18 protein-coding genes are annotated in these 26,439 nt (G+C 37.3%); 7 read left to right on the forward strand and 11 right to left on the reverse strand.

The genetic code is table 11. The features are described 5' to 3' along the window. Positions 1-37 precede the first annotated feature (37 nt). Positions 38-886, reverse strand: a complete 849-nt coding sequence (locus tag FD31_RS06055) for an alpha/beta hydrolase (protein ID WP_057891877.1) — start codon at positions 884-886, stop codon at positions 38-40. A gap of 744 nt (positions 887-1,630) precedes the next feature. On the opposite strand from FD31_RS06055, the gene FD31_RS06060 reads away from it, so the two are divergent. Then, positions 1,631-2,662 (forward strand): branched-chain amino acid aminotransferase, encoded by a 1,032-nt coding sequence (locus FD31_RS06060; protein ID WP_057891878.1) that lies wholly within the window; start codon positions 1,631-1,633, stop codon positions 2,660-2,662. Positions 2,663-2,796: 134 nt separating this feature from the next. Here FD31_RS06060 and FD31_RS06065 read toward each other — a convergent pair whose 3' ends face one another. After that, positions 2,797-5,925 (reverse strand): L-type lectin family protein, encoded by a 3,129-nt coding sequence (locus FD31_RS06065; protein ID WP_057891879.1) that lies wholly within the window; start codon positions 5,923-5,925, stop codon positions 2,797-2,799. A 972-nt stretch (positions 5,926-6,897) separates the two neighbouring features. Here FD31_RS06065 and FD31_RS06070 point away from each other — a divergent pair. Beyond that, the gene (locus FD31_RS06070) at positions 6,898-7,377 is read left to right on the forward strand and encodes a nucleoside 2-deoxyribosyltransferase (RefSeq protein WP_057891880.1); all 480 of its coding nucleotides are present in this window, start codon (positions 6,898-6,900) and stop codon (positions 7,375-7,377) included. Between the two features lie 180 nt (positions 7,378-7,557). Then, positions 7,558-8,358: an RlpA-like double-psi beta-barrel domain-containing protein gene (locus tag FD31_RS06075; protein WP_057891881.1), complete on the forward strand. Its 801-nt coding sequence runs from the start codon at positions 7,558-7,560 to the stop codon at positions 8,356-8,358. A 1,819-nt stretch (positions 8,359-10,177) separates the two neighbouring features. Here FD31_RS06075 and FD31_RS06080 read toward each other — a convergent pair. Genes FD31_RS06080 through FD31_RS06090 form a run of 3 tightly spaced genes read right to left on the reverse strand, consistent with a single transcriptional unit; the run spans position 10,178 to position 13,724 of the window. Further along, the gene (locus FD31_RS06080) at positions 10,178-11,332 is read right to left on the reverse strand and encodes a hydroxymethylglutaryl-CoA synthase (protein ID WP_057891882.1); all 1,155 of its coding nucleotides are present in this window, start codon (positions 11,330-11,332) and stop codon (positions 10,178-10,180) included. Beyond that, positions 11,332-12,573 carry a hydroxymethylglutaryl-CoA reductase, degradative gene (locus FD31_RS06085; RefSeq protein WP_057891883.1) on the reverse strand — a complete coding sequence of 414 codons (1,242 nt, stop codon included), beginning with the start codon at positions 12,571-12,573 and terminating at the stop codon, positions 11,332-11,334. The genes FD31_RS06080 and FD31_RS06085 overlap by 1 nt, the downstream gene beginning before the upstream one ends. Continuing rightward, positions 12,570-13,724, reverse strand: a complete 1,155-nt coding sequence (locus FD31_RS06090; protein ID WP_057891884.1) for a thiolase family protein — start codon at positions 13,722-13,724, stop codon at positions 12,570-12,572. The genes FD31_RS06085 and FD31_RS06090 overlap by 4 nt, the downstream gene beginning before the upstream one ends. Before the next feature lie 93 nt (positions 13,725-13,817). On the opposite strand from FD31_RS06090, the gene FD31_RS06095 reads away from it, so the two are divergent. Next, positions 13,818-14,102, forward strand: a complete 285-nt coding sequence (locus FD31_RS06095) for a hypothetical protein (RefSeq protein WP_057891885.1) — start codon at positions 13,818-13,820, stop codon at positions 14,100-14,102. Positions 14,103-14,627: 525 nt separating this feature from the next. Here FD31_RS06095 and galU read toward each other — a convergent pair. The 4 genes from galU to ltrA all read right to left on the reverse strand — a co-directional run bounded on the left by galU (position 14,628) and on the right by ltrA (position 19,194). Next, positions 14,628-15,536 (reverse strand): UTP--glucose-1-phosphate uridylyltransferase GalU, encoded by a 909-nt coding sequence (galU, locus tag FD31_RS06100; protein WP_057891886.1) that lies wholly within the window; start codon positions 15,534-15,536, stop codon positions 14,628-14,630. Next, positions 15,536-16,495 (reverse strand): YihY/virulence factor BrkB family protein, encoded by a 960-nt coding sequence (locus FD31_RS06105; protein ID WP_235805334.1) that lies wholly within the window; start codon positions 16,493-16,495, stop codon positions 15,536-15,538. Before FD31_RS06105 ends, galU begins: the two co-directional genes overlap by 1 nt. Positions 16,496-16,510: 15 nt before the next feature. Beyond that, entirely contained in the window at positions 16,511-17,305 is a 795-nt protein-coding gene (map, locus tag FD31_RS06110) for a type I methionyl aminopeptidase (protein WP_041500392.1), read from the reverse strand. 506 nt (positions 17,306-17,811) lie between these two features. After that, positions 17,812-19,194, reverse strand: a complete 1,383-nt coding sequence (gene ltrA, locus FD31_RS06115; protein ID WP_057891888.1) for a group II intron reverse transcriptase/maturase — start codon at positions 19,192-19,194, stop codon at positions 17,812-17,814. Between the two features lie 677 nt (positions 19,195-19,871). On the opposite strand from ltrA, the gene FD31_RS06120 reads away from it, so the two are divergent. Both FD31_RS06120 and FD31_RS06125 read left to right on the forward strand, forming a co-directional pair. Beyond that, positions 19,872-20,327, forward strand: a complete 456-nt coding sequence (locus FD31_RS06120) for a flavodoxin (RefSeq protein WP_057891889.1) — start codon at positions 19,872-19,874, stop codon at positions 20,325-20,327. Between the two features lie 2 nt (positions 20,328-20,329). Then, positions 20,330-20,788, forward strand: a complete 459-nt coding sequence (locus tag FD31_RS06125; protein ID WP_057891890.1) for a GtrA family protein — start codon at positions 20,330-20,332, stop codon at positions 20,786-20,788. A 573-nt stretch (positions 20,789-21,361) separates the two neighbouring features. On the opposite strand, the gene wecB is transcribed toward FD31_RS06125, so the two are convergent. Then, positions 21,362-22,504: a non-hydrolyzing UDP-N-acetylglucosamine 2-epimerase gene (gene wecB / locus FD31_RS06135; RefSeq protein WP_057891892.1), complete on the reverse strand. Its 1,143-nt coding sequence runs from the start codon at positions 22,502-22,504 to the stop codon at positions 21,362-21,364. Between the two features lie 454 nt (positions 22,505-22,958). On the opposite strand from wecB, the gene fba reads away from it, so the two are divergent. After that, positions 22,959-23,828, forward strand: coding sequence for a class II fructose-1,6-bisphosphate aldolase (fba, locus tag FD31_RS06140; protein WP_057891893.1), 870 nt, complete (start codon positions 22,959-22,961; stop codon positions 23,826-23,828). 1,115 nt (positions 23,829-24,943) lie between these two features. Here the strand turns inward: fba and FD31_RS06145 are convergent. Then, positions 24,944-26,287, reverse strand: coding sequence for an FAD-dependent oxidoreductase (locus FD31_RS06145; protein ID WP_057891894.1), 1,344 nt, complete (start codon positions 26,285-26,287; stop codon positions 24,944-24,946). Positions 26,288-26,439: the final 152 nt, after the last annotated feature.

Genomic DNA, 26,439 nt, shown 5'->3' on the forward strand with positions numbered 1-26,439 from the left:
ATTCTACTTTTCCATAGATGCTTTTATTATATAGTCATTATTTTTTCCACAAGAAATTAATTAACAGCTTATCCACTTGTTTGTTTTCATGTAGCTTGCTGTGTTGTGCCATTTTACCAACAATTTTCTTTTCCTTATACGATTTCGCACGTCCTGAAACCAGATACTTTAATGATTTGGAAGAAGCGTTGCTGACACGCGTATCTGAATGGCTACCATCATTAACATCCCCAAAGATGTTCAAAACCTGTGTATTAGTTGGATAAACTTTTCGTAATTTCAAAAGTTGCTTATACGACTTATCCATCGTATCAGGTTTGCCATTTTTAGCTAACTTTAATTGATTTGCCTTGTCACCCATTCCTAAAATTCCATCAAAATGACCAGCGATATCAACAACCTTGTTAACTTTAGGCTGCCCTTTTTTACCAGCATAATTCATGATGTAATAATTAATTGCCATATTTCCCATTGAATGACCCACAAAATTAACATTCTTAAAATGATAATCTTTCTGCAACTCTTTAATAACATCATTGACCCATTTTCCGGCTGTAACGTAATTTGTCATTTTATTGTTATCAAAATTAACTTCAACGATAGGATTCTTGGCATTCTTAGGAATCGAGCCAATTAATTTTACAAAACCATTGGGACTGACATTCACACGGACAACCTTTTTCGTAACACCAGCAGCCTTAGCGGCATCAGTCATCTGCGTTTCCGCTTCATAACTACTGCCATAACCGTGGAAAAACAACGTTGGCGTCGAGCTTTGAACATATTGTTCCTTTTTAACAGCTTGAGTGTGCCTGCTAAAACCAAAAAAGCTGATTAATAAAATTAAGACTAAAACTATTGAAAGAATAATGTTCCTCTTTTTCATCGTTTCCCTCCACCTCTTATTAACCATCATTATATATGGTATTGCAGATTAAGACTAATGTAATGTGGTGCCGCCTCCAGAAACAAGAAATTTAGGTCGCTATGGGGACCGAGTCGAGCCAAGGTCTCGCCTCTCGATTTTGAACCTCGCAAAATACGCGAGTTTCAAAACTCGTCCCGTGGTGTAAGAGCTAAAGCTCTAACACCACCTGCACAGCGACCTAAATTCTTGTTCCTTCCGGCTAGTTTGTTCGTTATTTTATATTTCGTATCGTTAAAGAACCAAGATTTAAAAATCACTTTGAAACTTTCAATCTTTTGACATATATCAAAGCTATGAAACAGATAACTACAAATCAACTAACATAACGAATTAATAAAAAGCTTTTGAACTTCTACTGTTTTATAAATAATCCGATTCAAATATTACACATACTATACACAACTACACTAGCCTGGGGATGGGCACAAGAAAGTCAGCAGTGACAGTGGTGTTAGAGCTTTAGCTCTTACTCCACGGACGTATTTTGAGATTCGCGGTACCTTGCGAAGCTCAAAATCGAGTCTCGAGACCTTGGCTCGAGACGGTCCCACAGCAGACATTCTTGTGCCCATCCCCAGGCGGCCCCCAAAACAAAAAACAAATTTATTGTTGACACTTTATAACCAATTAATTATGATAAATCTAATAAATTTAATTTTTCTTTAATTTATTAGATGCAAATTAATGAAGGAGATATCAGATATGGCAAAAGCAGATGCAACAAAAATTGATTGGAGCAACCTAGGTTTCAATTACATGGATTTACCTTACCGTTTTACGGCCTACTGGAAAGACGGCGAGTGGCAAGATGCTGGATTGACTGAAGACAGTACACTACATATTAGTGAGGCTTCCCCTGTCTTGCACTACGGACAAGCAGCTTTTGAAGGTATGAAAGCTTACCGTACACCGGACAACCACATTCAATTATTCCGTCCTGACCGTAACGCTAAACGTATGAAAGACTCATGTGAACGACTCTTGATGCCTGTCTTCCCTGAAGATAAGTTCGTTGAAGCCGTTAAATCAGTTGTTAAAGCTAACGCCGATTTCGTGCCTCCATATGGTACCGGTGGCACACTTTATCTTCGTCCATTGATCATTGGTACTGGCGAACAAATTGGTGTCCACGCCGCACCAGAATACATTTTCACAGTTTTCGCCATGCCCGTTGGTAACTATTTCAAGGGTGGCTTAACTCCGGTTAACTTTACTACTTCACAATATGACCGTGCTGCTCATAAAGGTACTGGTCAAAGTAAAGTCGGTGGTAACTACGCTGCCAGTCTTTATCCTGGTGCTCAAGCTCACGATAATGGCTACGCTGACTGTGTTTACCTTGACCCAATTGAACATAAGAAAATTGAGGAAGTTGGATCAGCTAACTTCTTTGGAATTACTAAAGACAATGTCTTCGTAACACCAAAATCACCTTCAATTCTACCAAGTATTACTAAGTACTCACTACTTTGGTTGGCTAAGAATCGTTTAGGTCTTGGTGCCGAGGAAGGCGACGTCTACATTGACCAACTAGACCGTTTCAAAGAAGCTGGTGCCTGTGGTACCGCTGCTGTAATTTCACCAATCGGTGGCTTGGAACACGACGGCAACCTTCATGTCTTCTATAGTGAAACAGAAGTTGGACCAGTCACAAAGAAGTTATATGACACACTAACAGGTATTCAATTTGGAACAGTTGAGGCTCCTGAAGGCTGGATTCAAGTGGTTGAATAGGATTCAGAAAATAATAAAAAACTTTCTATTATAATTTAAAGTAAAAAAGATATCCGCTATATTTACAGATCTGTAAATATGGGGATATCTTTTTTTGTTCCATATTAATCTTTTGTGCTATGAAGACAGCATTCCTAAATACTGTTGGTCAAATCCCACTCAACTTTTCCAGAATAAGTACCTGCTAAAGTACTTGAGTTAACATCAAGTAAGATTCCTTCGTCAGGTGCCCAACTGCCACCAATATCGGTTGTCTTAACTTTACTATCATCACTATTATTTTGAATAAACGTTTGAGTACTCATATCGCTTACTTCATTATCTGGTGAGACATAAATCAAATTACCATCTAAGGTAACTGGATCACTAGTACCAGCGCCTGTAACCATTCGACCAGCTTTAGCTGTCAATGTCCACTTACTCATAACGCTTTTAACTTGTAAGTTCCAAGTTCCGTCACGACCAACTACTCGTGGGCTGCCACTAGCATTAATATTTTTAAATTTATAATCAGTGCTTTCAATTGTTGCAGTTTTTTCCATGACATTGACGTTATAATCAAGTGTTTCTGATGTCCGTCCATATGGGTCTGTGAAATAAATCGACACTGGATATGGATTGTTGGTGTCATCAGTAATGCCATTAGCTGTTGAATCAATTGTAAAGTCCTGAGTCATTGGTGTTGCCACGGGTTCGTCACCACTATAACTATTAATCATCTTATTGCCATTTGCATTAATGTACCAGGTTAACTTGCTTGGCGTAACTTGATAGCCATCACTATATCCAACGTTCCCTGTCATATCAATCGCATCGCCTTGAATTATATTAAATTCATTTTGATCAGTAGTTAACGTTGGCTTGATATCAGGTACATTAACAATAACTTCTTTGGCTTCAGATTTATGCCCGTCCTGATCGACAACACTGATTGAAACAATATTTTGACCAACTTTCAATCCTGTTTGTCCAGTGTAGTCGTCCAATGAAACAGCTGGATCTTTATCATAGGCATAAGGCTTTACAGTAAAATCATATTTACCATTATTTGTTTGGCTTTCAGATACTTCATTTTGTTTTTTGCCGTCAGCCGTGGTGATTGTATAGGCAATAACAGAAGTTCCACCTTCACTGACTGTTGAAGTATTATCAGAGTGATCATAAGTTCCAGTTAGTTTTAATGGCTCATTGTCATTGACCGTAATCTCATTTTTATCAGGAGTAACGACTACCGATTGGTCAGTGACTTTAATATGGTACTCAAGTGTATTAGATACCAATGTATCGACTGTATTATTAGCCATTGGATAATTGTTATCAATAACTTGGACTTTAATCGTATGATCTCCAACATCCAATTGACCTGCATCCTTACCGGTTTCTAGGTCATAAATTGTAAAACCACTGCCGGCTGATGTATCTTGGCTACGGACAGTTGGATTATTATCAATTGTATAGTTGATGTACATATCATTTTTATTAACTGTTTCAGGTGTTCCGAAACTTATATCACCAGTTAAATTAAATTTATCACCTAATTTAACTTCAGTCGGATCTGCCATGTCAGTCGTAATATGTAACGTATTGGTTGGCTTAACGATATCAAATGAATCTGACTGAAAATCTCCCTTAAAATTGGTTCCTTCAAAAGTTGCTAAACCTGTTGGAACGTTCAAAGAAGTTGTTCCTGTTGGCAAAGTATTCGCTGTTGCGTTCAATTCAATTCTAACGGTTGTCAAATTATCAGCTGCGGTATCGCCAAGATTCTTAATATCATTATATGTAAATTTATTACCTGTTAAGTTGTTTGAACTAATTGCATCTGATTCCACAGTTTTATTTCCTGTGGAATCAGTTTTTTGATAATAAATTTCACCAATATTTCCATCTGAATCTGGAGTAATAGTTACATTATCCGGAATATTTACAGTGGCATTGACACCATTCGTTGGATCCTCACCACTTAAATAATGCAACATATAATTCAAAGTTAAGTTGTCTTTTGGATGAACCGTTTTAGCGGTAGTTAAATTATTAGCTTCATCGTCAATCAATTCATTATTTTGGTTAACATCTGTATTCGATTGGCTATTACTAATTCTAGTATTGTTTGTTTTATCAACAGTATATGCATTAGTTTCAGCGTTAACTAATGAAGGCATGGATTCGAAAATAACTGCATCGGTAATGTCTGCGGTATCCCCCGTTGACGCTGTAAATCCATATCTCAATTTATTTGATCCATTCAGTTGAAATACGCTCAAGTCAATATTTGCAGTTCCCTTAACGTCTGGACTCCGAGGTGTCCCATTATAATTTTTATCTTTATATTGATAATTTAATTGAGCTGTTTTGCCATCCGGATTAGGGATATATTCGATTGTCGTATGTTGCCAACCATCTTGATAAGTATTACTGTTTCCCTTACCATATGAAAAATCGACGTTATTACCATTGGTTGCAAGGTCACTTCCCAAATGATGATACATGCCCATAATTGAATTATTAATAAATAAATTATTAAAATTAGTACTCAGCTGTTTATATGTATTAGCGTCAGCAGGGTAATTCCAAGCAATATGTGGACCACTCAAATAATTATTAGTACCCGAATAAGGCATAGTATCAAAAGATTTCCCTTGTCCATTTAACTTGCTATCAGGATCGTTCGGTTGCCAAGCATACGCACCATTTCTATTAAGAGAAGTATCAAATTCAAGTGCAAAACTATTTTGTATTGCCTGTTTTTGAATAGCATTTGATTTACTACCGTTAGTAACACTATTATCTGTATCCAATCCCCAAACACCTAACGATTGTCCATGGTTAACTTTTGTCCCATTCATTGAAATAGCACTCGCACCTCGACCATCATTTTGGAGTACAAAAGCCATTCCATCTGGAACTCCAGAGGGATACATAATCGTCCCAAAATACATCCACATTGATATTGTTTGTTTTTTCGTGATATCCAAATAATTTTTATCATTATTGCTCCAAATAGCACCTGTTTGATTAGAGTTATCAGTTAATCTAACAATATCAGCCCCATTAGGGTTAATAACAGTCGCTGAATTTCCAGTAAACGTACCAGGTGTAAAATAACCATCTAAGGTTATTCCTGGTGGACTAACAGCTAAAACTTCTTTATCCGTAACAGTCCCAGCTTGAATATTTTGAGATGTCATCCGTAAAATACTCAAAGAAGCCATAATAATAAATAAACCAAATAAAAATACCTTAATTATCCTTTTTGTAAACATTGAATATCGCTCCCTCCTGAAAATTTCAACAAAGTGACATTTGTTCAAACATATCTGTATACACACATTATGCAACATATCATGGTAATATGTGTACTAAATTAGGTAATTTTTTTTATCAAATTATAAAATTTTTAATTCGTACCATTTGGCATACTTTCTACACGCAAAAAAAAAAAAGAAAGCTAATCGGGGAAGATTAGCTTTCTTTTTTTTCGTTATATTGTTGGGAAAATTATTGTTGCGTGGTACGCACCTGTCGAAGGGGGATCCCGGTTACAGTACCGCAACAAAATCAATGAGGTAGTAGGATTCTATGACAATGTCCTCAACGCCCTATTGAACGATAATTCGTTAGAACTAAAAATCCCGTCCCCACAAAAACTTCTATCGTTCATTAGAACTCATTACCACTTGAATCTTACAAAAACATTGTAACTGCTCTGATTAGTAAATATATATCTTTATACATAAAATTTTTTATCAAAAATTGGAATATTTTTTTAGATAATTAATGTTATATTTCTTATTCGATTTTTTTGATGGATATATAATATCGTCTACCTCGTTTAATTTGCCGCCTCCAGGAGAGAAAAAAACATATCCGCTGTGGGACCGACTTGAGCCTTGCAAATAACGCAAGTCTTAAAACACGTCCGTGGAGTAAGGACTAAAGTCCTAACTCCACTTTCACTGCGGATATGTTTTTTCTCTCCTTACGGCTAGGTCTTTAAATTCAAACTTTATTACATTACCTTATCACAAAATTCATAAAACGGATTCTAATCAGAATAATCGAGAATAGTTGACTAACACAGCAAGTTAAATTAATCAAATCATATTTCTTCCTATATAAATACAGATTGTGATTATTTTATAGTTTCCGGTATTTTCAAGCGTAATAATAAGTGATTTACCATAATAACCATGATAAGATATTACAGAATAAATAATAGAAAGAGGGATTTTTACATGAAAATTTATTTTGCCAACGGTTTATTTGCATTAGCCGACAGAATGTTCAATGAGGTTGTAGTTGATAAAATCAGAAAGATGGACGGTAATATTGAGGTCTATCTTCCCCAAGAAAATGGTGATATTAACGACAAAATGAACTACGCTGACTCAATTAAAATTGCTCAAGAGGACAACAAAGAACTCCTTTCTTCTGATTTAGTCGTTGCAATTCTTGATGGTGACACAATGGACGATGGTGTGGCTTCAGAAATTGGTGTGGCCTTCGGAAAAGATATTCCTGTTATTGGTGTTTACACTGACCTTCGTCAACATGGTTTCGAAAACCCTGCAAAGCTTGAGGCTGTAAAGGGTATCGGTGAAAATCCTTTTGCATATATCAATAATTACACAATTGGTTTGATCAAAATGAATGGTATTATGGTCAACAATATTGATGACATGTTATCAGCAATTAAGAAATATATTGAAAAATAATTTGTCTTTTTTGACAAAATTGTATTTCAGTTCGATTACGTTGACTTTACAGTTAAGTTATAACTAATTTACAGTTAAGTTATATTCAACATTTCATGGTCTATACGTTATATGATTACTTCCGTTGAGAAAATTACTAAAACAAATCGTGTTTTATAAATTCGGGGGAATCCTTTTATAATGAAGATCAAAAATTTCGTAGCATCATTTTTAACAGTCACATCACTTGCACTCGTTGGTGTAAGCGTCCAAGCACAAACTGTCGATGCTGCAACAGTTTCAATGTCAGATACTAGTAGTGTTATTTATGTCTCAAATGCTAACGGAGCTACTCTTTACACAACTCCAGATAGCCAAGGAAATATGAACTTTAATGGTGTTAGACTTCAAAACAAGTCTGCATGGCGTACAAACAAGATTGCTAACGTTAATGGCGTTACTTACTTCCAAGTTGCTAATAACGCTTGGGTAGCTTCTACAGACGTTACAGGCAATGCTCCTTCAGTTGCTGTTGATAAAGATATGTACGTTAAAGCTAACGGTGGCGTTAACCTTTATGACGCTCCTAATGGTAGTTTCAATGGTTACTCAGTTACAGGTGGTAACATGGTTCACGTTTACCAAAGTCAAACTGATGCTAACGGTACTACTTGGTATGATGTTGGTATGAGTCGTTGGATCAAAGGTGATTACCTTTCAAATGACAACGTTAAACAAACACTAACAATGAACGCAACTGCTTATGACCCTGCTGTCTTAGGATCAAACATGGGTTACAGTGGTGTTGCCGCTAACCTATCAAAATTCCCTAAGGGAACACATTTAAGAATCACAGACGGTAATGGTAAAGTTTATGACCGTGTTGTTAATGATACTGGATTGTTTGCTTACAGTAACCCTAACCAATTAGACATTGCTATGCCTAACTCAGAGGCATTACAATTTGGCCGTCAAAACGTTACTGTTCAAGTTATTGGATAGTCAAGTTAAATAGTAAAAGTAAGGAGTTTGAATCTGTCATGGATTCAAACTCCTTTTTTGTTTTGTTCTTGAAATATAACTGTGTTTGCCGCCTCCGGGAGAGGAAAAAAGCATATCTGCGGTGGGACCGTCTTGAGCCAAGGTCTCAAGACTCGGTTTTGAACTTCGAGAAAATCACTCGAATTTCAAAACACGTCCGTGGAGTAAGGACTAAAGTCCTAACTCCACTTTCACTGCAGATATGCTTTTTCCTCTCACTCCGGCTAGTGTATTTCTAAAATAAATCAATCTCCATATAGCTTGTTTATTAATAATGAAAAATACAATTCTCAATTTATTTAATATATGATAAATCTAAGTACAGAAAAACTGAAAGATTAAAACACACTAGCCACAGGGTACGAGGGACGGAGTCCAGCAGTGATAGTGGTGTGAGAGCTTTAGCTCTTACTCCACGGACGTATTTTGAGATTTGCGGTTTATGCAAAGCTCAAAATCGAGACCTGAGACCTTGGCTCAGGTCGGTCCCACAGCAGGACTCCATCCCTCGTACCCTGCGGCGGCATATATAAAAACAAACAAAAAAAGAGCCCTCATTCTCTGAGGACTCCTAGTTCGATATGAGTGGTAAGATGAAATTTACTGCAGTTTCATCAACGTTAAATGAATCTAAACTTTAAATGAATCTTACTACTGAAAAGCATATCTTACTAAATATGTATTACGTGTTCAACTAATGGATCCTAGCGCAACATGTATTGAGTTTGCGCGACTACTTTTTAGGTCGATCTTATGTTAACTTTTGGCACTAGTTCCAAAAATGTCGTTGAACTGTACAGACTCTAAAATGCTTTGTTTCTTACTGATTCTATCATTCTCTACAACGACAAAACTTTCTTAATCAAACTATCTTTAGGGCTACAGTTCCTGACACTTCATCTTTACCACATCTATAATATAGCATCATTCGAAAACGTTTACAATATTTTTGTATTACGCTTAATAATTTTTTTAAAGTACTTATCTACCAAGCATTCCAGCATCTATTTATTAGCCCAATCAAACAAAAGTATCATCTTATCTATTACCAAATCATTTCAAAGTTTATTTATTTTTATTAATTACTATCATTAGAAGTCACAAGAAATTATTTTTTATTATTTTAAATATGTTATCCCAAAATAATTAAACTCTTATATCAAAGTCAGATTATCTATCTAAAAAATACACTAGCCACAGGGAATGAGGGATAGAGTCCAGCAGTGATAGTGGTGTTAGAGCTTTAGCTCTTACTCCACGGACGTATTTTGAGACTCGCGGTACTTTGTGAGGCTCAAAATCGAGCCTGGAGACCTTGGCTCCAGGCGGTCCCACAGCAGGACTCTATCCCTCGTTCCCTGCGGCGGCACCAAATAAAGACACTAAAAAAGGGCTCCCTCATGTGGGGAGTCCCTAGTTAGATATAAGTGGTAAGATGAAATTTACTGCAGTTTCATCAACGTTAAATGAATCTTACTACTTGTAACATATCTTACTATATGAATATGTATTATTTGTTCAACTAAAGGATCCTAGCGAATTACGTAATGAGCTTCGTGCGACTAACATTAATTAGGTCGATCTTATATTAACTTTTATCGCTAGTTCCTAAAATGCCGTTGAACTGTATGAACCTTAATTTTCCTTTGCTCTCTACTAATCCTACCATCTCCTAGAAACGATAAAACTTTCTAAATCAAACTCTTTTAGGGCTACAGTTCCTGACATTCCATCCTTACCACGTCTATAATATAACATTCACTGTAAGCGATTACAATACCTAATTATTCTTTTTATAAAGTCGTTCATTTTCTTTAATTTCACTTAAATAAAACTTGGCATCAACGGCTGATGGATCAACGATTGTGCCATCTTTATATTCAATTTCATACATCTTTTCGTAATCAGAAATACTCATCTTTTGACGGTCATCAATAACTGCTTGAAGAGCCTTTTTATCAATAACTTTTTCAAAATCGGATTGAACTTCACCACTGAAAATTTCACCAACTGCTCCAGAGCCGTAGCTGAAGAAAAGAACTTTTTCATTAGCTTTAGCAGCATTAACTAAGTAAGACAAGAGTCCTAAATAAAGTGATCCAGTATAAAGGTTTCCTACTTCTCGACTAAATTTAATACTTTCTTGATAGTTAGCTGTTAATTCAGCAAATTTAGCATCAGAAACTTTACCTTCCAATGTTCGTAATGCCTTCGTACCCATTTTTGTATAAGGAATATGGAACAACATTGTCGTAAAATCATCAGCTGTAACTGAATATTTAGTTTGATATTTATCCCAAAGAGTACTGAAGAAATCCACATATACTTGGTTTGAGAATTTTCCACGAGCAAATGCTGTCTTAGAAAAAGTTGGACGCCAGAAATCACCAACGTTACGTGTCATGTAAACTGATTTGTGATCAAGTTTAATTACACGTGGGTCTTCGCTAATCAACATTGCAACTGAACCAGCACCTTGTGTGACTTCGCCTGGAGTCTTGATTCCATAACGGGCAATATCACTGGCAATAACAACAGCTTGTTTACCTGGGTTGAGGCTGACAAAATCATAAGCAGCTTGTAGTCCGGCAGTAGCTCCATAACAAGCTTGTTTAATTTCATAAGCACGAATATCTTCTGGCAAATCTAATAAGTCCATTAAAAAAGCAGCTGTTGATTTTGATTCATCCACACTACTTTCAGTACCAACAATTAACAAACCGATATTTTGCTTGTCTTCAGCAGTTAAAATGCTGTCAGCAGCACTAGCAGCCATTGTCACAGCGTCTTGATAAGGTTGTGGTACTGCTTGCTTATCTTGACCAATTCCAATTGTAAACTTGTCAGGATCAACTCCACGTGCTTTTGCTAATTCAACAATATCAATATAATCTTTAGGAACGTAAAAACCTATTTTATCAATACCTATATCCATTATTTTCCTCTCAACTCCATCAGAATATTCTCTGCATTTTGTAACGTGTAATTTTTTGTTTGATTTAATTTTTTGGCAACTTGTTCAATTTCAGGACCGATAGCACCGGCAGCAATTGCTAATGACTTACTTTGCAAGCCCATGTGTCCTGCTTGAATACCAGTCGTAACCAGTGCTCGTAAAGCCGATAAATTATTAGCTAAACCGACTGCTCCAACGACTGATTGTAACTGCTGACTATTTTGAATCTTCATCATTGCTAAACTCAATTGGGCCATTGGCATTGCTTTAATTGCTCCACCAACGCTACCCAATTCGATTGGCATTTTCAAAGTTCCAACTAATTTACCGTCAGCTAAATGCCATTCAGTGAATGGTTGATATTGACCAGATTCGAAGGCAAAACTGTGAGCAGCTGCCTCTTGAGCTCGAAAATCATTACCAGTCGCAATTAAAACAGCATCGATACCATTCATAATGCCTTTATTATGCGTAATAGCTCGTTTAACCGACTTTTTAGCAAAGTCTGCTAGTTTGACTATCCGTTGAGCAACCTCTTCACCAGACATCGTTTTAGTTGCTAATTGATTGTATTCAACATTTGCTTCAACCGTAATAATCTGACCTTGACCACTGTTCGACAAAATACTGCACAAGACATCCCCAGAAATCATCGTAGCTAACTTTTGTGAAGTCTTTTCCAAAATGGTGTTGACCATATTAGCGCCCATTGCATCTACAGTATCAATACCCAGTTCAATTTCTTCAAATTGATCGTAGTGATTGAATTTCAACGAAACAATTCCACCACCACGCTTAATTAGACTTGGATGTGCTTGTTGCGCAAAAGCAAAAATTTCCGAATCATTTTGTTCCAACTTAGCAATTTCTTCAACGGTCACATTTTCTAAAACAATTTGACCATAGACGATTCGTGAAGTTGGATAAGTTTTAAAGCCACCACTATTTTTAATCCTTTTAGCGGCATTCGAAGCTGCAGCGACAACAGATGGTTCCTCAATAACCATTGGCACTAAATAATCTTGGCCATCAACGAGAAAATCGGTCGCAAAACCATAAGGCAAACTGAAACTGCCAATTTGATTCTCACTGAGACTATCAGCTAAATCTGTCGAAATTGTCTGACGACTACGTAATAACTCAGCTTGTTTCTGATCAATATAACCGCCATCAAGCAATAGTTTAATTCGTTGTTCATCTGTCATTTCGTAGATTTTCATAGTAGTTTGACACCCATTGCCATACCCATACCACCACCGATACAAAGTGATGCAAGGCCAGTTGTCTTACCTTCCTGTTGTAGTGAATTAATCAACGTTGCAATCATTCTAGCACCTGTGGCACCTAATGGATGACCCAAAGCAATCGCACCACCGTAAATATTTACTCGGTCCTCCGGCAACTCCAAATCCCGACTAACAGCAACTGCTTGAGCAGCGAAAGCTTCATTAACTTCAAACAAATCAAAGCTTTCAACATCTGTTTGATAACGGTCAAAATACTTCTTAATAGCATAATATGGTGCATAGCCCATATAATTAGGGTCAATTCCAATTTCAGTATAGCCAGTAATTTCGGCAACATACTTGAGGCCTAATTCTTTAGCACGACTTTCACGCATCAAAATAACGGCTGCGGCACCATCATTGATTGGTGATGAATTACCAGCAGTAACTGTTCCCTTCTTGTCAAAAACAGTCCGTAACTGACCCATTTGTTCCAACGTTGTGGCTGGACGAATTGATTGGTCAGTTGTAACTTCTTCACCGTTAACCTCGATTGGCATAATTTCTTGAGCCAACTTAGCAGCGGCGTTATGTGCTTTTTGATGTGAATCAAAAGCAAATTTGTCTTGTTGTTCACGTGTGACATGGTATTTCTTAGCCACATTTTCGGCCGTGATACCCATTGGTAAATGATTGAAAGCATCGTTCAAACCATCGTTGAACAAAGTATCTGACAACTTAGGACTAACTTCCATCTTACCGGTTCTTGGAGCATAAAATGGTGCGTTTGACATACTTTCAACACCACCAGCAACAACGATTTCCGCATTGCCCATAGTTATGGCTGAGATAGCTTCATAAATAGATTTCATCCCAGAACCACAAACTTGGTTAACTGTCATGGCTGTGGCATCAACACGGCCACCAACATTTAGCTCAATTTGACGAGCTGTATTTTGTCCCATACCAGTTTGATAAACATTTCCAAAAATAAACTGGTCAACAATTTTTGGATCGACCTTATTTTTGCTAAGTAGTTTGGAAACAAGCTGTGTTCCCAACTCTACTGCTGTTAAATCAGCGAATTGACCACGAAATTTGCCAATCGCTGTTCTCTTTGCATCTATAATTACAATTGGATCCATAATTTTTTCCCTTCAAACTTGGTAGAATATCCTTAAGCCTTAATAATAATTTAATTAACCAATAAAAACAAATAAAAGTGATGGAAATTTCTTATGCGTACTATTGATTTAATCTTATTGCTGAATGATTTTAAAAAAAATAACCGTATCTTCGTTGAAACCGACAACCAGCGTTTGCCCGTTGTGGACTTGGAAGTTGTTGATTATGAAATAATTCTCAAGACCTCTTCCAAGATGCATGGACTCAAAAACTGGGAGTTTTTAATTTTACTCAATAAAAAAGCCTATTATGAAATGCCGGTTTTTTACAATAATAAAGATAGTCAGCATCAATTATTTGGCTTTCGAGTGGCTGACGATTGTTTGCTTTTGGGGTAGCCGCTTCCGGTCGTGGGTATTTGATTGGGTCTGCTGTGGGACCGGTGCGAGCCAAGGTCTCGCGCCTCGATTTCCTACGTCCTGTGATGTAAGAGCTAAAGCACTAACACCACTATCACTGCTGACCCAATCAAATACCCACGACCTCCAGCTAATATATCTTTTTTAGATTATTCTTAATATTCAATATTTTCGATATTTTCTTGAATTACGATAACCATTTGTAAAATACCTGATAATACTCGAACATATCAAATTAATGTTCAATGAATTTGATTTTAAATTCTCGTAAATACCAATAAACTTAGTTGGATTAAAAAAATGAAACAACAAGCTAGCCGGAGGGCGCAAAAAAAGTCTCCCCGCTGTAAAGGTGGAGTTAGGACAGGTGATTTTCCTGTTCTTACTCCACGGACGTCTTTTGAAATTCGCGTACTTTGCGAAGTTCAAAAACGAGGTTCGAGACCTTGGCTCGAACCGGTCCTATAGCGGGGAGACTTTTTTGCACCCGGAGGCGGCATCTAATTACTTAGATGATTTCTTAGTTTTATCTTCAGCTTGAATCTTCTTAGCAAGTTCAAGAATATATGGTTTCAATTCATCCTTAACTTCTGGGTGAGTCAATCCATATTCGATGTTTGTCTTAACGTAACCAAACTTGTTACCAACATCATATCTTTGACCTTTAAATTCGTGAGCAAAGACGCGTTGTGTCTTGTTCATACGATCAATAGCATCTGTCAATTGAATTTCGTTACCAGCACCTGGTTTTTGAGTTGCTAGTAGGTCAAAAATTTCTGGTGTTAACAAATAACGACCGATAATAGCCAAGTTACTTGGAGCATCTTCAACTTTTGGCTTTTCAACGAAACGTTTAACATTGTACAAACCAGGAGCATTTTCGCCTTCTGGATCGATTACACCGTACTTAGAAACGTCTTTTTCAGGAACCTTCATGACAGCAATTGTTGAAGCATGTGTTTTTTCATAATCATTAATCAATTGCTTTGTCAAAGGAACCTTGTCTTCCATCAAATCATCACCAAGCATAACGATAAATGGTTCGTCAGCGATGAATGATCTAGCTTGGGCAACAGCGTCACCTAAACCATTTGGATGTGCTTGACGACTGTAATACAAGTTAACACCCAAATTAGTTGTGTCTTGAACGACTTTTAATAAATCAGTTTTATTCTTTGATGCTAAGTTTTGTTCCAATTCTGGTACAGAATCAAAGTGATCCTCGATGGAACGTTTGTTTTTACCAGTAATAATCAAGATATCTTCAATACCAGAAGCCTTAGCTTCCTCAACGATAAATTGAATAGTTGGCTTATCAACGATTGGTAACATTTCCTTAGCTAAAGCCTTTGTAGCTGGCAAAAATCTTGTTCCCAAACCTGCGGCTGGGATAATTGCTTTTCTAACTTTCATTAATTATTCTCCTTTTCATGCGACTGCAAATAACTAGTTAATCTACCAGTACTTATCCTTAAATATGGACCACCTATTGACTCCGCAAAAGCGACATTTATGGCATTTCCAAATAAAAAGATTGTCACTGACATATTCACCCAGAGCAAAAACACGATAATCGCGCCGATAGCACCGTAGTTATCCCAAGCCGCCCCAAAATATTTCAAATAATATGAAAACAATTGTGACAAACCAAGGACCCCGACACTAGTAATCACGGTACCGGTTAAGATGTAGTAAAACTTCAGATGGATATTAGGTAAAAAATAAAATAAAGCAAACATGATCAAAAACATTATAACAATTGCAAAGGGCCATTTCCATCTCGTGAATTCATCTATCCAGCGCGAATTCACTCGTAGCAAGGGAATCAACCAGTTTAAAAAAAGTTGTCCAAATGTAAACGTTATAATTGCTGCTACACCAATCATTATTAACATTAAGGTTGTCACGAATGCTAAGCCACGTCGAATGATGTAATTGAGAAATGTTTTTTCGACGAACAGACTATTCACATCCAAACCGTATGCTTCATTCATTGTCATCTGTGCAATATTTAAACCACGGGAGATTGCCCAAAGGGACACAAGAATACCGACTGACAAGATACCTCTATTTGAACTAGATAAAACCTTGATAATCGTTGGCAACAAATAATGATGCAGATCATCAGGCAAAATAAATTCAATATAGCTGATGACAGTCGGTTTATCTAAGTGTAATAGTGGAATCAAGTTTCCAATCACAATAACGGCTGGAAACAGTGACAACAGGATATAATATGTGATTGCTTTGGAAGCCATGGGTACATTTGAATCACTCACCGCTTGCGTTACATATTTGGCAAAGCCGATAAATTTCTCACGTTTAGATATCGGTCGTTTAAATAATGGCACCTGCTGTTTATTTTCTTCCATTATTCACACCATTAATTAAAGTAAGTATTTAGCATCATATTCTGGATCTTGTGATGTTAGAATTTTGGGACCATCTTTAGTGATAGCAATTGTATGTTCATATTGAGCAGAATCAGTTCCATCAGCAGAAACAAAATATTCCCAACCATCAGCTTTGACAAATTTATCCTTAATTTCCCATGTACCTAGGTTAACCATAGGTTCAATTGTAATCGTCATACCTTCACGTAATCTTAAACCTTGGCCTGGTTCACCATAATGAGGCACATTAGGAGCTTCGTGCATTGTTGGCTGAATACCGTGACCAATCAAATCACGAACGTCACCCATGTGGTTTTCATCTTCAACGTAGTGTTGAATGGCATAACCAATATCACCTAAACGGTTACCAACAACAGCTTGGTCAATTCCTAAGTAAAGAGCTTTCTTAGTTACATCCATTAACTTTTGGTCTTCAGCTGAAAGTTCCCCAACTGCATAAGTCCAACAAGAATCACTTTCATAACCATCCAAGTTGACAGTCATATCAACTTTTAAAACGTCCCCACTCTTCAAGATCAAGTTCTTACGAGGAATACCATGGGCAACTTCGTCATTAACACAAACACAAGTAGCGTATTTGTATCCTTCAAAACCTTTTTCTGATGGACGACCACCGTGTGAAACGATATAGTCGTTGGCAAAATTTTCAATTTCCATTGATGAAATTCCTGGTTTGATAATGTCACGCAAACCAATATGTGTGTTAGCAAGAAGTTCTCCGGACTTTCTCATTCCTTCGATTTCTCTTGCAGATTTTAATGTAATCACTTTTTAACATGTCCCTTCAAAAAAATGTTAATTTCATTATAACATTGTCGGGGGTGTTATATATGCCGCTTCCGAGGACAAACGAAATAGCCTGCTGTGGGACCGTCTGGAGCCATAGAGCGGTCTCCAGACTCGATTTTGAATCTTGCATAAATCGCAAGTCTCAAAATACGTTCTTTGTTGTAAGTGCTGAATCACTAACAACACCGTCACTGCTGGCTATTTCGTTTGCCTCGGAAGCTAGTTTGTTTTTTTGAAGTTTGAGATATATCAGCTATTTTTTTATTTCAAAGTAATTTAATAAAAAGTCAAATATCGGTAACACATGATGTTACTTAAATTGGAATCATATTCTTAACTAAAAATGAAGGATTTAAAATAAAGAATAAACTAGTCGGAAGGAACAAGAATTTAGGTCGCTGATCGAGTAGGAGGTAATTGATTAATTCAATTACAGACCTCTCACACCACCGTACGTACGGATCCGTATACGGCGGTTTGATAATTTAAGCATTTTGAATCTTAATGAGCGTCTTGGATAGATTAATTAGTCCTTTGGCTTCCAGCACTTTGTTAGTTAGAGTATACGACAAGGCTTGGTTATGAGCCGTTCGCCATGCGCCCTTTCGGGTACAGGCAAATGTATGAGCCTCTCTGTCTTCCATTCCCAGACGTTTAAGGTTCTTTTGTCTCGTTCGCACTTTCTTCCATCGTTTCCAGATGAATTGTCGAATACGTGAACGTAACCATTTATCTAACTGAAAGGTGAAATCTTTCATTCTACCCACGCCATAATATTGTAACCAACCACGCATTTTTATACGTATTTCGTTGAGTACCTTCTCCAGCGAGACGCCTCGACTACGCTTAGTAATCTTCCTCAGTGCTTGGATTACTCGCTCTTTAACTTGCCTCGCCGGATATGGATATGCACCATTTTTATTCACTCCAAGTGTAAATCCTAAGAATTTCATTCTTAGGGTGGGTACTACTTTGGTCTTTTCTTGATTGACAGTTAGTTTCAGCTTTTTCTCAAGAAATTTAGTGATACTCTTCAGCACACGTTCTCCAGCTCTCTGCGACTTGACGAAAATATTACAATCATCCGCATATCTCACAAACTGGTGACCTCGTCTGGTTAGCTCCTTATCAAGTTCATTGAGGTATATATTTGCTAGTAACGGCGAAATTGGTCCGCCTTGCGGCGTACCTTTCTCGCTTCGTTCAAACATTTTTCCGTTCATTGTTCCACTGGTTAGGAATCTCCGGATTATCCGAAGAAGCCAGCGGTCAGTGACCTGCTGCTCAAGGAACTTGATTAACATATCATGGTTGACCGTATCAAAGTAAGCTTTCAAATCAAGGTCTATCACATAGTGATAGCCTTGATTATATAATTTCACACACCGCATTACTGCATCATGTGCACTTCGATTAGGTCTGAATCCAAAACTGTTGTCTGAGAAGACCTCTTCAAATATAGGGCTCATTACTTGCGTGACCGCCTGCTGTACTAGCCGGTCGGTAACAGTTGGTATGCCAAGCTTTCGCATGCCACCATTTGGCTTAGGAATTTCTACCCTTCTTACTGGCTTAGGCTTATATTCACCACTTACCAATTTACGGAGTAGCTCTTCTTTGTGCTCTTTCAGATATGGAAGTAGTTCGTCTACCGTCATATCGTCGATTCCGGGAGCACCATGATTCCCAACGACCCTAAGATAAGCTCGATTGAGGTTTTTCCGCGACAACACTCTTTCTTGAAACTCAATGCCATTCAGTAGTGTATTCTCACCAGAAATCATACTACGCGCCCCAGTTTGTTCTCGGTCTTCCAGACCTATTTGTCGCTGGCGGTCAGCTTGTTCTGTTTTCTGCGATTGTCGCACAATTTCCATCTCCAATATTACTTCTGAATTATTATCATTCGGTCCTTCGTGGCTCCGCCACTACTATGACCTCTGCTGATTCCTGTATCACTCAACGTATCATCGCTGACACGCTTGAGCTCGCTTTTCCTTTGGGTATTCCCAGACGGGTCATGCGATACAGGCCTCCCCGGGTAAGAACGTTAACTTTCGTACCATATCACCGATAGCTCTACCGTATTGATTTCGAGTAGTATTGGACTTCAGCCTGCTCAGCGGCCTTATCCATCAAGTTCGGCCTTATAGCTATTTCTTGTACATCGGTGCAGTATTTTGCTCATTGGGCTTCCTTCAGATTCCACCTCACGATGGACACCCTTGCCCTTGGCTAATGATTCCGACTACTACGGCTCATGATGGACTTTCACCATCAAGTTAACGCCCATGCCGGGCGCACTGAAGGTGGTGTTAGAGCTTTAGCTCTTACACCACGGGACGAGTTTTGAAACTCGCGTATCTTGCGAGGTTCAAAATCGAGAGGCGAGACCTTGGCTCGACTCGGTCCCCATAGCGACCTAAATTTCTTGTTCCTGGAGACGGCATCCAAAACACCAATTTATTTTGAAACTTTCGACCAACCCAATATCAATTTTTGCTATAATTACTCAAGATACGTGAAAATGAGGCGTTTATTTAATATGACAAAAGTAAAAATCGTCTACGCCAGCATTACTGGTAACGACGAAGATATCGCATATGTTTTAACAGAAAAATTTGAAGAATTAGGTTGCGATGTCGATATGAGTGAAGTTTCTCAAACTGATGCAGCCGACTTTGAAGATACCGATATTTGTGTGATTGCTAGTTATACTTATGACCAAGGAATCGTACCCGATGAAGCACTAGATTTTTACGATGACATGCAAGACTTGAATTTGAGTGGAAAAGTTTACGGAGTTTGTGGCTCTGGTGATACTTTTTATGAGGATTTTTGTCGTGCTGTTGATGAATTTGCCAAAGTCTTTGAAGAAGTAGGTGCAACTAAAGGTGCCGACCCTGTTCGAGTTGAATTGGACCCTGAACAAGATGATATCGACAACCTCGACCACTTCGCAGAAATAATTTATAAAAAGGCACAGGAAATGGATCTTTAACCATGGATTTTATTAAAAAATATCGTAATTTTTGGGTGTATTGCTTCTTTGGTTTCTTAGCATCGCTAATAAATATCGGAATCTTTGATCTTTCACACAATTATTTCCACATTCCCTTGTGGATTGCTAATACCGTTGCTTGGTTCATTTCTAATTTCTTTTCATTCTTTGTTACCAAGCTGTATGTTTTTAAATCTGAGATGGAAAGTTTAAAAAAGCTTTTCCATGAAGGTATCGTCTTCTTAGTTTCCAGAATTTTCTCACTAATTTTTGATGATATTTTTATGATTGTAGCAGTTTTCATTTTCCCTTGGAATAATTTGATCATTAAAGCAATCGATCAGTTAATTGTTGGATTATTCAATTATTTCTCTTCGAAACTTATTTTTAATTACAACAATCGTCAGTTGATCGAAAGATTTAAAAATTTAAAATCAAAAAGAAGTCGCGATGAAATTTAGTTTTCATTGCGGCTTCTTTTTTGATTTATTCAAATATTCCGTCTCCAGAGTGGAGAAAATATTAACTGGCTGTGCGGACCGACTCGAGCCAAGGTCTCGAGTCTCGGTTTGAAGCCTTGCAAGCAAGTCTCCAAACACGCCCGGTAGTGTAATGGCTAAAACCATAACGCTACTTTCACTGCCTGTTAATATTTTCTCCACTCTTCCGACTAGTTTTTCTATGTAAAGTAATCTATTTAATTAGGTTCAGAAGAACAATCTCTAATTACAATGTATTAAAAAAATAAGTCATGATAACCTAATGTTTTTTACATTTATAACACATAAAAATGATTAATAACCTAGCCTCTAGTAGCAAGTAATTTTGGCAGCAGTGCAGGTGGCGTTGGAGCTTTAGCTCTTACACCACGGGACGAGTTTTGAAATTCGCGTACTTTGCGAAGTTCAAAATCGAGCTCGGAGACCTTGGCTCCGGGCGGTCCCCACAGCAGCCAAAAATTTCTTGCTACCAGAGGCGGCATTTTTTAAAGAAAAAAGACAACTTCTCAATTGTGAGAAATCATCTTTGAAATTTTATTCAAACTCATTTGGTCTTTCAGTTGTTTGTTTGAAGTAATAGCTTAGTGAATCAAGAATTCTATCTGATGCTTTACCATCACCATATGGATTCTTGGCATTTGCCATACGATCATATTCAGCTTTATCCACAATCAAACGTGTCATTTCCTTTTCAACAACATCGGCATCTGTACCAACTAGTTTCAATGTTCCAGCAGTGACACCTTCTGGACGTTCAGTTGTATCACGCAAAACTAGAACTGGTTTACCTAATGATGGGGCTTCTTCTTGAACACCACCAGAATCGGTCATGATGAAGTAACTTCTTGATGCAAGATTATGAAAATCGACTACATCCAAAGGTTCAATCAAGTGTACACGGTCAACATCGCCAAGGATTTCCTTAGCTGTTTGTTGAACAACTGGATTCAAGTGAACTGGATAAACTAATTCAATGTCATCATGTTTTTCAACAACTTTCTTCATTGCCTTGAAGACTTGCTTCATTGGTTCGCCTTGGTTTTCACGACGGTGCATGGTAATTAAAATCATCTTTTTATCAGGATCGATTACATCCATAACATCGTGATGATAATCTTTGTGAACGGTGCTTCTTAAAGCATCAATCGCTGTATTACCAGTAACGAAGATGTGGTCCTTTTTATGGTTTTCCTTCAACAAGTTAGCTTTACTTTCTGTTGTTGGAGCAAAATAAATATCAGTTAAATCGTCAGTCATTTGACGGTTCATCTCTTCTGGCCATGGTGAATATTTATTCCAAGTTCTCAAACCAGCTTCAACGTGTCCAATTGCTGTTTGGTGGTAGAAAGCTGATAAGGCAGCACTAAATGTTGTCGTCGTGTCACCATGGACTAAGACAACATCAGGCTTTTCTTTTTCAATAATACTGTCCAGTTCTTTAAGTACCAAACCAGTGATACCACTAAGTGTTTGTCGTTCCTTCATAATATTCAAATCATAATCTGGTTTAATATTGAAGATTTCCAAAACAGAATCCAACATTTCACGATGTTGAGCAGTAACAACCGTCACCGTTTCAAAACGATCACTATTTTGCTTCAATTTCAAAACTAGCGGTGCCATTTTAATTGCTTCTGGTCTTGTCCCAAAAACAGTCATAACTTTAATTTTATCCAAAATTATCACCTCAATAAATTAGTTCCAGTATATCAAAGATATCAATTGCCTGATAGTCATATCATAGTAGTTAAAAGATTAACTAGTACCATACGTAAGTTATAGTATTATTTTAATAGGTAGATACGCTTTCTTTTATTTCATGAAAAAATATAGGTAAAACAACATGATAAATTTAACAGTTTTAGTAATTCTCAGCATTTTAACTACGCTCGTCGCCTTTTTTGCGGTTTTAGCGATTTATAATACGCTAATAAAATCCGATTCTAAGAAATATTGGTGGAATATTCTAATAGTTTTAATAATCCTTTACCTATTAGTCTTTTACATGTATTTTCATTTCAGATAAAGCGTTTACTGAAATACTTTGTTAAAAGATGTATTAATTTTAGCCACTTTGAGTTAAAATTACTAATGTATTCAAATAATGAATGAAATTTTTGGAGGATTATCGATGGTTTTAACAAACGGTAACGAAATTTTCAACAACGCCCGTAAAGGCAAATATGCTGTTGGTGCATTTAACATCAACGACTTGGAATGGACTCGTGGCATTTTAGCTGCTGCCCAAGAAACAAATACACCTATCTTGGTTCAAACATCAATGGGTGCTGCTAAGTATATGGGTGGTTACGAACTATGTCTACACCTTGTACAAGACACAATCAAATCAATGGGTATTACAGTTCCAGTTGTAATGCACTTGGATCACGGTAACTACGAAGCTGCCAAAGAATGTATCGAAGTTGGTTACAACTCAGTTATGTTCGATGGTCACGACCTTCCATTTGACGAAAACCTTGAAAAGACAAAGGAAATCGTTAAATTAGCACATGCTAAGGGTATGTCTGTTGAAGCTGAAGTTGGTTCAATCGGTGGTACTGAAGATGGTATTACTGGTCTTGGTGAATTAGCTGATGTTGAAGAAGCTAAGACACTTGCTGCTACTGGCGTTGACTACCTTGCTGTTGGTATTGGTAACATTCACGGTGTTTACCCTGACAACTGGAAAGGTTTGAGCTTTGACCGTCTACAAGAATTAGCTGCTGAAATCTCAACACCACTTGTTCTTCACGGTGGTTCAGGTATCCCTAAGGAACAAATCGTTAAGGCTATCTCAATGGGTATTTCAAAGGTTAACGTTAATACTGAATTACAATTGTCATTTGCTAAAGCAACTCGCGAATATATCGAAGCTGGCCACGATCAAGATATCGATGGTAAGGGTTACGATCCTCGTAAGTTACTTGCACCTGGTACAAAGGCTATTACAGATACAACTAAAGAACGTATCGAATGGTTCGGTACACCTTCAATCAAGTAATTTTTGATAATTAAAAAGACAGAAACTTCGGTTTCTGTCTTTTTTTGTACCCTTTTTTCTAAATACCGTCTCCAGAATCGAGAAAAGCTTGACTGGCAGTGCGGACCGACCTGAGCCAAGGTCTCAGGTCTCGGTTTGAAGCCTCGCAAAATACGCGAGTCTCCAAACACGCCCGGTGGTGTAATGGCTAAAGCCATAACGCCACTTTCACTGCCACTCAAGCTTTCTCGATTCTTCCGACTAGTTCATTTTTTATAAATAATCGCTTAGCTTATCTGAATTCTCTAATAACATGTAATTTTGTTTCTAATACTTTAGAGCTATCTTTTATCCCCCCGATTTTTGGATTTTCTAAAATATATCCATCTACCCCGTTAGCCGGAGGACGCGAGTTATTCTATATGCAGTGAAGGTGGAGTTAGGACGGTGGTTTTCCGTTCTTACTCCACGGACGTATTTTGAGATTTGCGTACTTTGCAAAGCTCAAAATCGAGGTTCGAGACCTTGGCTCGAACCGGTCCCACAGCATATAGAATAGCTCGCGTCCGGAGGCGCTCCCCCTTACACTAATTAGGCATAATCAATATTTCGATTGTGAAAAATTTTCAAATAAATAAAAATAAATTATAAAAGCACGTATTCTACAATATCAGTTATAGTAAAGACTTTATAACTATTTTCCTTAAAACTTTTCAGCCTTTTATATTGTGAAATTTACAAAAACTTGCTATACTATGTTTGTACCAATAAAGAAAGCGCTAACATAGAGAAAGGAGGGGCTAAAATAGCAACTTTGTTAACATCTAGGATGAGTTTTCAAAGCCTATCTGCCTCCCGTATAGAAATGAATCATTTTATATAATTCTATGACTAGATGCTTATTCTAGATACTTAGTTGATTTTTTGTAACTCCCAATTACAATGCGATAGAGGGGAAAACTCATTTCTTAAATTTGCCCAAAAAATACAACGGACCATAATAATCTCCCCGATTCATTGGATACCCCATCATTCAATGACGAAAAATTAATTTCTTGCCTCTATCCAAAATCAACCATATAAAAAAAGATCAACAGGTTCCCCGCCTGTTGGTCTTTTTGTTTGTGCTTAATTAATTATTCGCCGTCTTCTTTAGCAATTGCTTGTTGAGCAACTAAGTTAAGATAATTGAATGGATTGTCGTAATTTGGTTGGAACAACATATCAACATAAGCTAAATCGTCGATTGTGTTATTATTTTGAATACAAATTGAGATAGCATTTGCTGACTGAGCAACTTCATGCTTACTGAACAATTGTGCTCCAAGTACTCGTCTAGTGTCCTTATCGTAAATAAGGTAAATCGTTAACATATCAGTTGTTGGCATGTATGTTGGACGATAGTAGTCGTGGTAGACAACCATATCGGCGTTCATCCCGCTAGCCAAAGCTTTCTTCAGTGTTAAGCCAGTCTCAGCCAAAGTATAGCCAAAGATTTCCATACCTGTTGTGGCCTGTGTACCCATATACTTGCGAATGTCACCAAAGACATTGATACCAGCCAAAGTACCCTGACGAACAGCTTGGGTAGCTAGTGGAATATATTTGATTTCACCAGTTGGATTAAACTTAACGACACAAGAATCACCGGCGCCGTAAATATCAGGGTCAGATGTTTGCATATAATCGTTAACTAATAAAGCACCATAGCCGTCCATTTGGACTTGACCACGTAATAAGTCAGTATTGGCAAAGAAACCAGTACAGACAATTACTAAGTCGGCCTTATAGGCATTTCCAGCCTTTGTCTTGATAGTTAATTGGTCACCATCAACAATTTCAGCAACACGTTCACCTAAACGAACTTTAACATCATGTTCCTTTAACTTTTCAATGATTGTTTCTGACAAACCATCATCAACATAATTATTTAAAATTTGTTCACGTGATTGAATCAACGTTACTTCGTGGACTGTATTGGCATAACTTTCAGCCAACTCAACTCCAACATAACCTGCACCGACAATTGCGATACTTGGGTAATTTAAAGCTGATTCATAGATTTTTTTAGCTTGTGCATAACTCTTACACAAAAGAACTCGAGGATTGTCCATCCCACCAATTGGTGGAATTCCAACTTCTGATCCAGTTGACATAATCAACTTATCATAAGTATCTTCAGTAATTTCTTGTGTCTGTAAATCTTGCACAATAATTTTTTTATTTTTTGAATCAATTTTTAGTACATTATGCTTCATGTGGACTTTAGCGCCGTATCCCTCAAGTGTGGTAGGATCAGCATAAAACATGTCCTCAAGGTTATTAACAATTCTTCCTAAGTATAAAGCAATTCCACATGACAAAAACGCGATATTATCTTCACGCTCGTAAACAGTTACATCTGTTTCAGGATGTTTTTGTAAAATTTGTTCCACTGCAGCTGTTCCAGCATGTGTACATCCGACAACAATAACTTTCACCAGTCGGTTCCTCCTCTATAGTACCATTCTATACTAGTTTCCATTCTTTACAGCATAACACAACACCTAGTTAAATTATATCAATCACCCCGTTATTTCAATTTCAAGAATATGTAAATTTTTATATCATTTATCGAACTTTTTTTCTGTGA

The sequence above is a fragment of the Companilactobacillus nantensis DSM 16982 genome (assembly GCF_001435815.1).
Classification (GTDB): domain Bacteria; phylum Bacillota; class Bacilli; order Lactobacillales; family Lactobacillaceae; genus Companilactobacillus; species Companilactobacillus nantensis.

Coding starts and splice junctions, on each gene's coding strand:
- FD31_RS06055 (WP_057891877.1), bottom strand. CDS start 886: ATGAAAAAGAGGAACATTATTCTTTCAATAGTTTTAGTCTTAATTTTA.
- FD31_RS06060 (WP_057891878.1), top strand. CDS start 1,631: ATGGCAAAAGCAGATGCAACAAAAATTGATTGGAGCAACCTAGGTTTC.
- FD31_RS06065 (WP_057891879.1), bottom strand. CDS start 5,925: ATGTTTACAAAAAGGATAATTAAGGTATTTTTATTTGGTTTATTTATT.
- FD31_RS06070 (WP_057891880.1), top strand. CDS start 6,898: ATGAAAATTTATTTTGCCAACGGTTTATTTGCATTAGCCGACAGAATG.
- FD31_RS06075 (WP_057891881.1), top strand. CDS start 7,558: ATGAAGATCAAAAATTTCGTAGCATCATTTTTAACAGTCACATCACTT.
- FD31_RS06080 (WP_057891882.1), bottom strand. CDS start 11,332: ATGGATATAGGTATTGATAAAATAGGTTTTTACGTTCCTAAAGATTAT.
- FD31_RS06085 (WP_057891883.1), bottom strand. CDS start 12,573: ATGAAAATCTACGAAATGACAGATGAACAACGAATTAAACTATTGCTT.
- FD31_RS06090 (WP_057891884.1), bottom strand. CDS start 13,724: ATGGATCCAATTGTAATTATAGATGCAAAGAGAACAGCGATTGGCAAA.
- FD31_RS06095 (WP_057891885.1), top strand. CDS start 13,818: ATGCGTACTATTGATTTAATCTTATTGCTGAATGATTTTAAAAAAAAT.
- galU (WP_057891886.1), bottom strand. CDS start 15,536: ATGAAAGTTAGAAAAGCAATTATCCCAGCCGCAGGTTTGGGAACAAGA.
- FD31_RS06105 (WP_235805334.1), bottom strand. CDS start 16,495: ATGGAAGAAAATAAACAGCAGGTGCCATTATTTAAACGACCGATATCT.
- FD31_RS06120 (WP_057891889.1), top strand. CDS start 19,872: ATGACAAAAGTAAAAATCGTCTACGCCAGCATTACTGGTAACGACGAA.
- FD31_RS06125 (WP_057891890.1), top strand. CDS start 20,330: ATGGATTTTATTAAAAAATATCGTAATTTTTGGGTGTATTGCTTCTTT.
- fba (WP_057891893.1), top strand. CDS start 22,959: ATGGTTTTAACAAACGGTAACGAAATTTTCAACAACGCCCGTAAAGGC.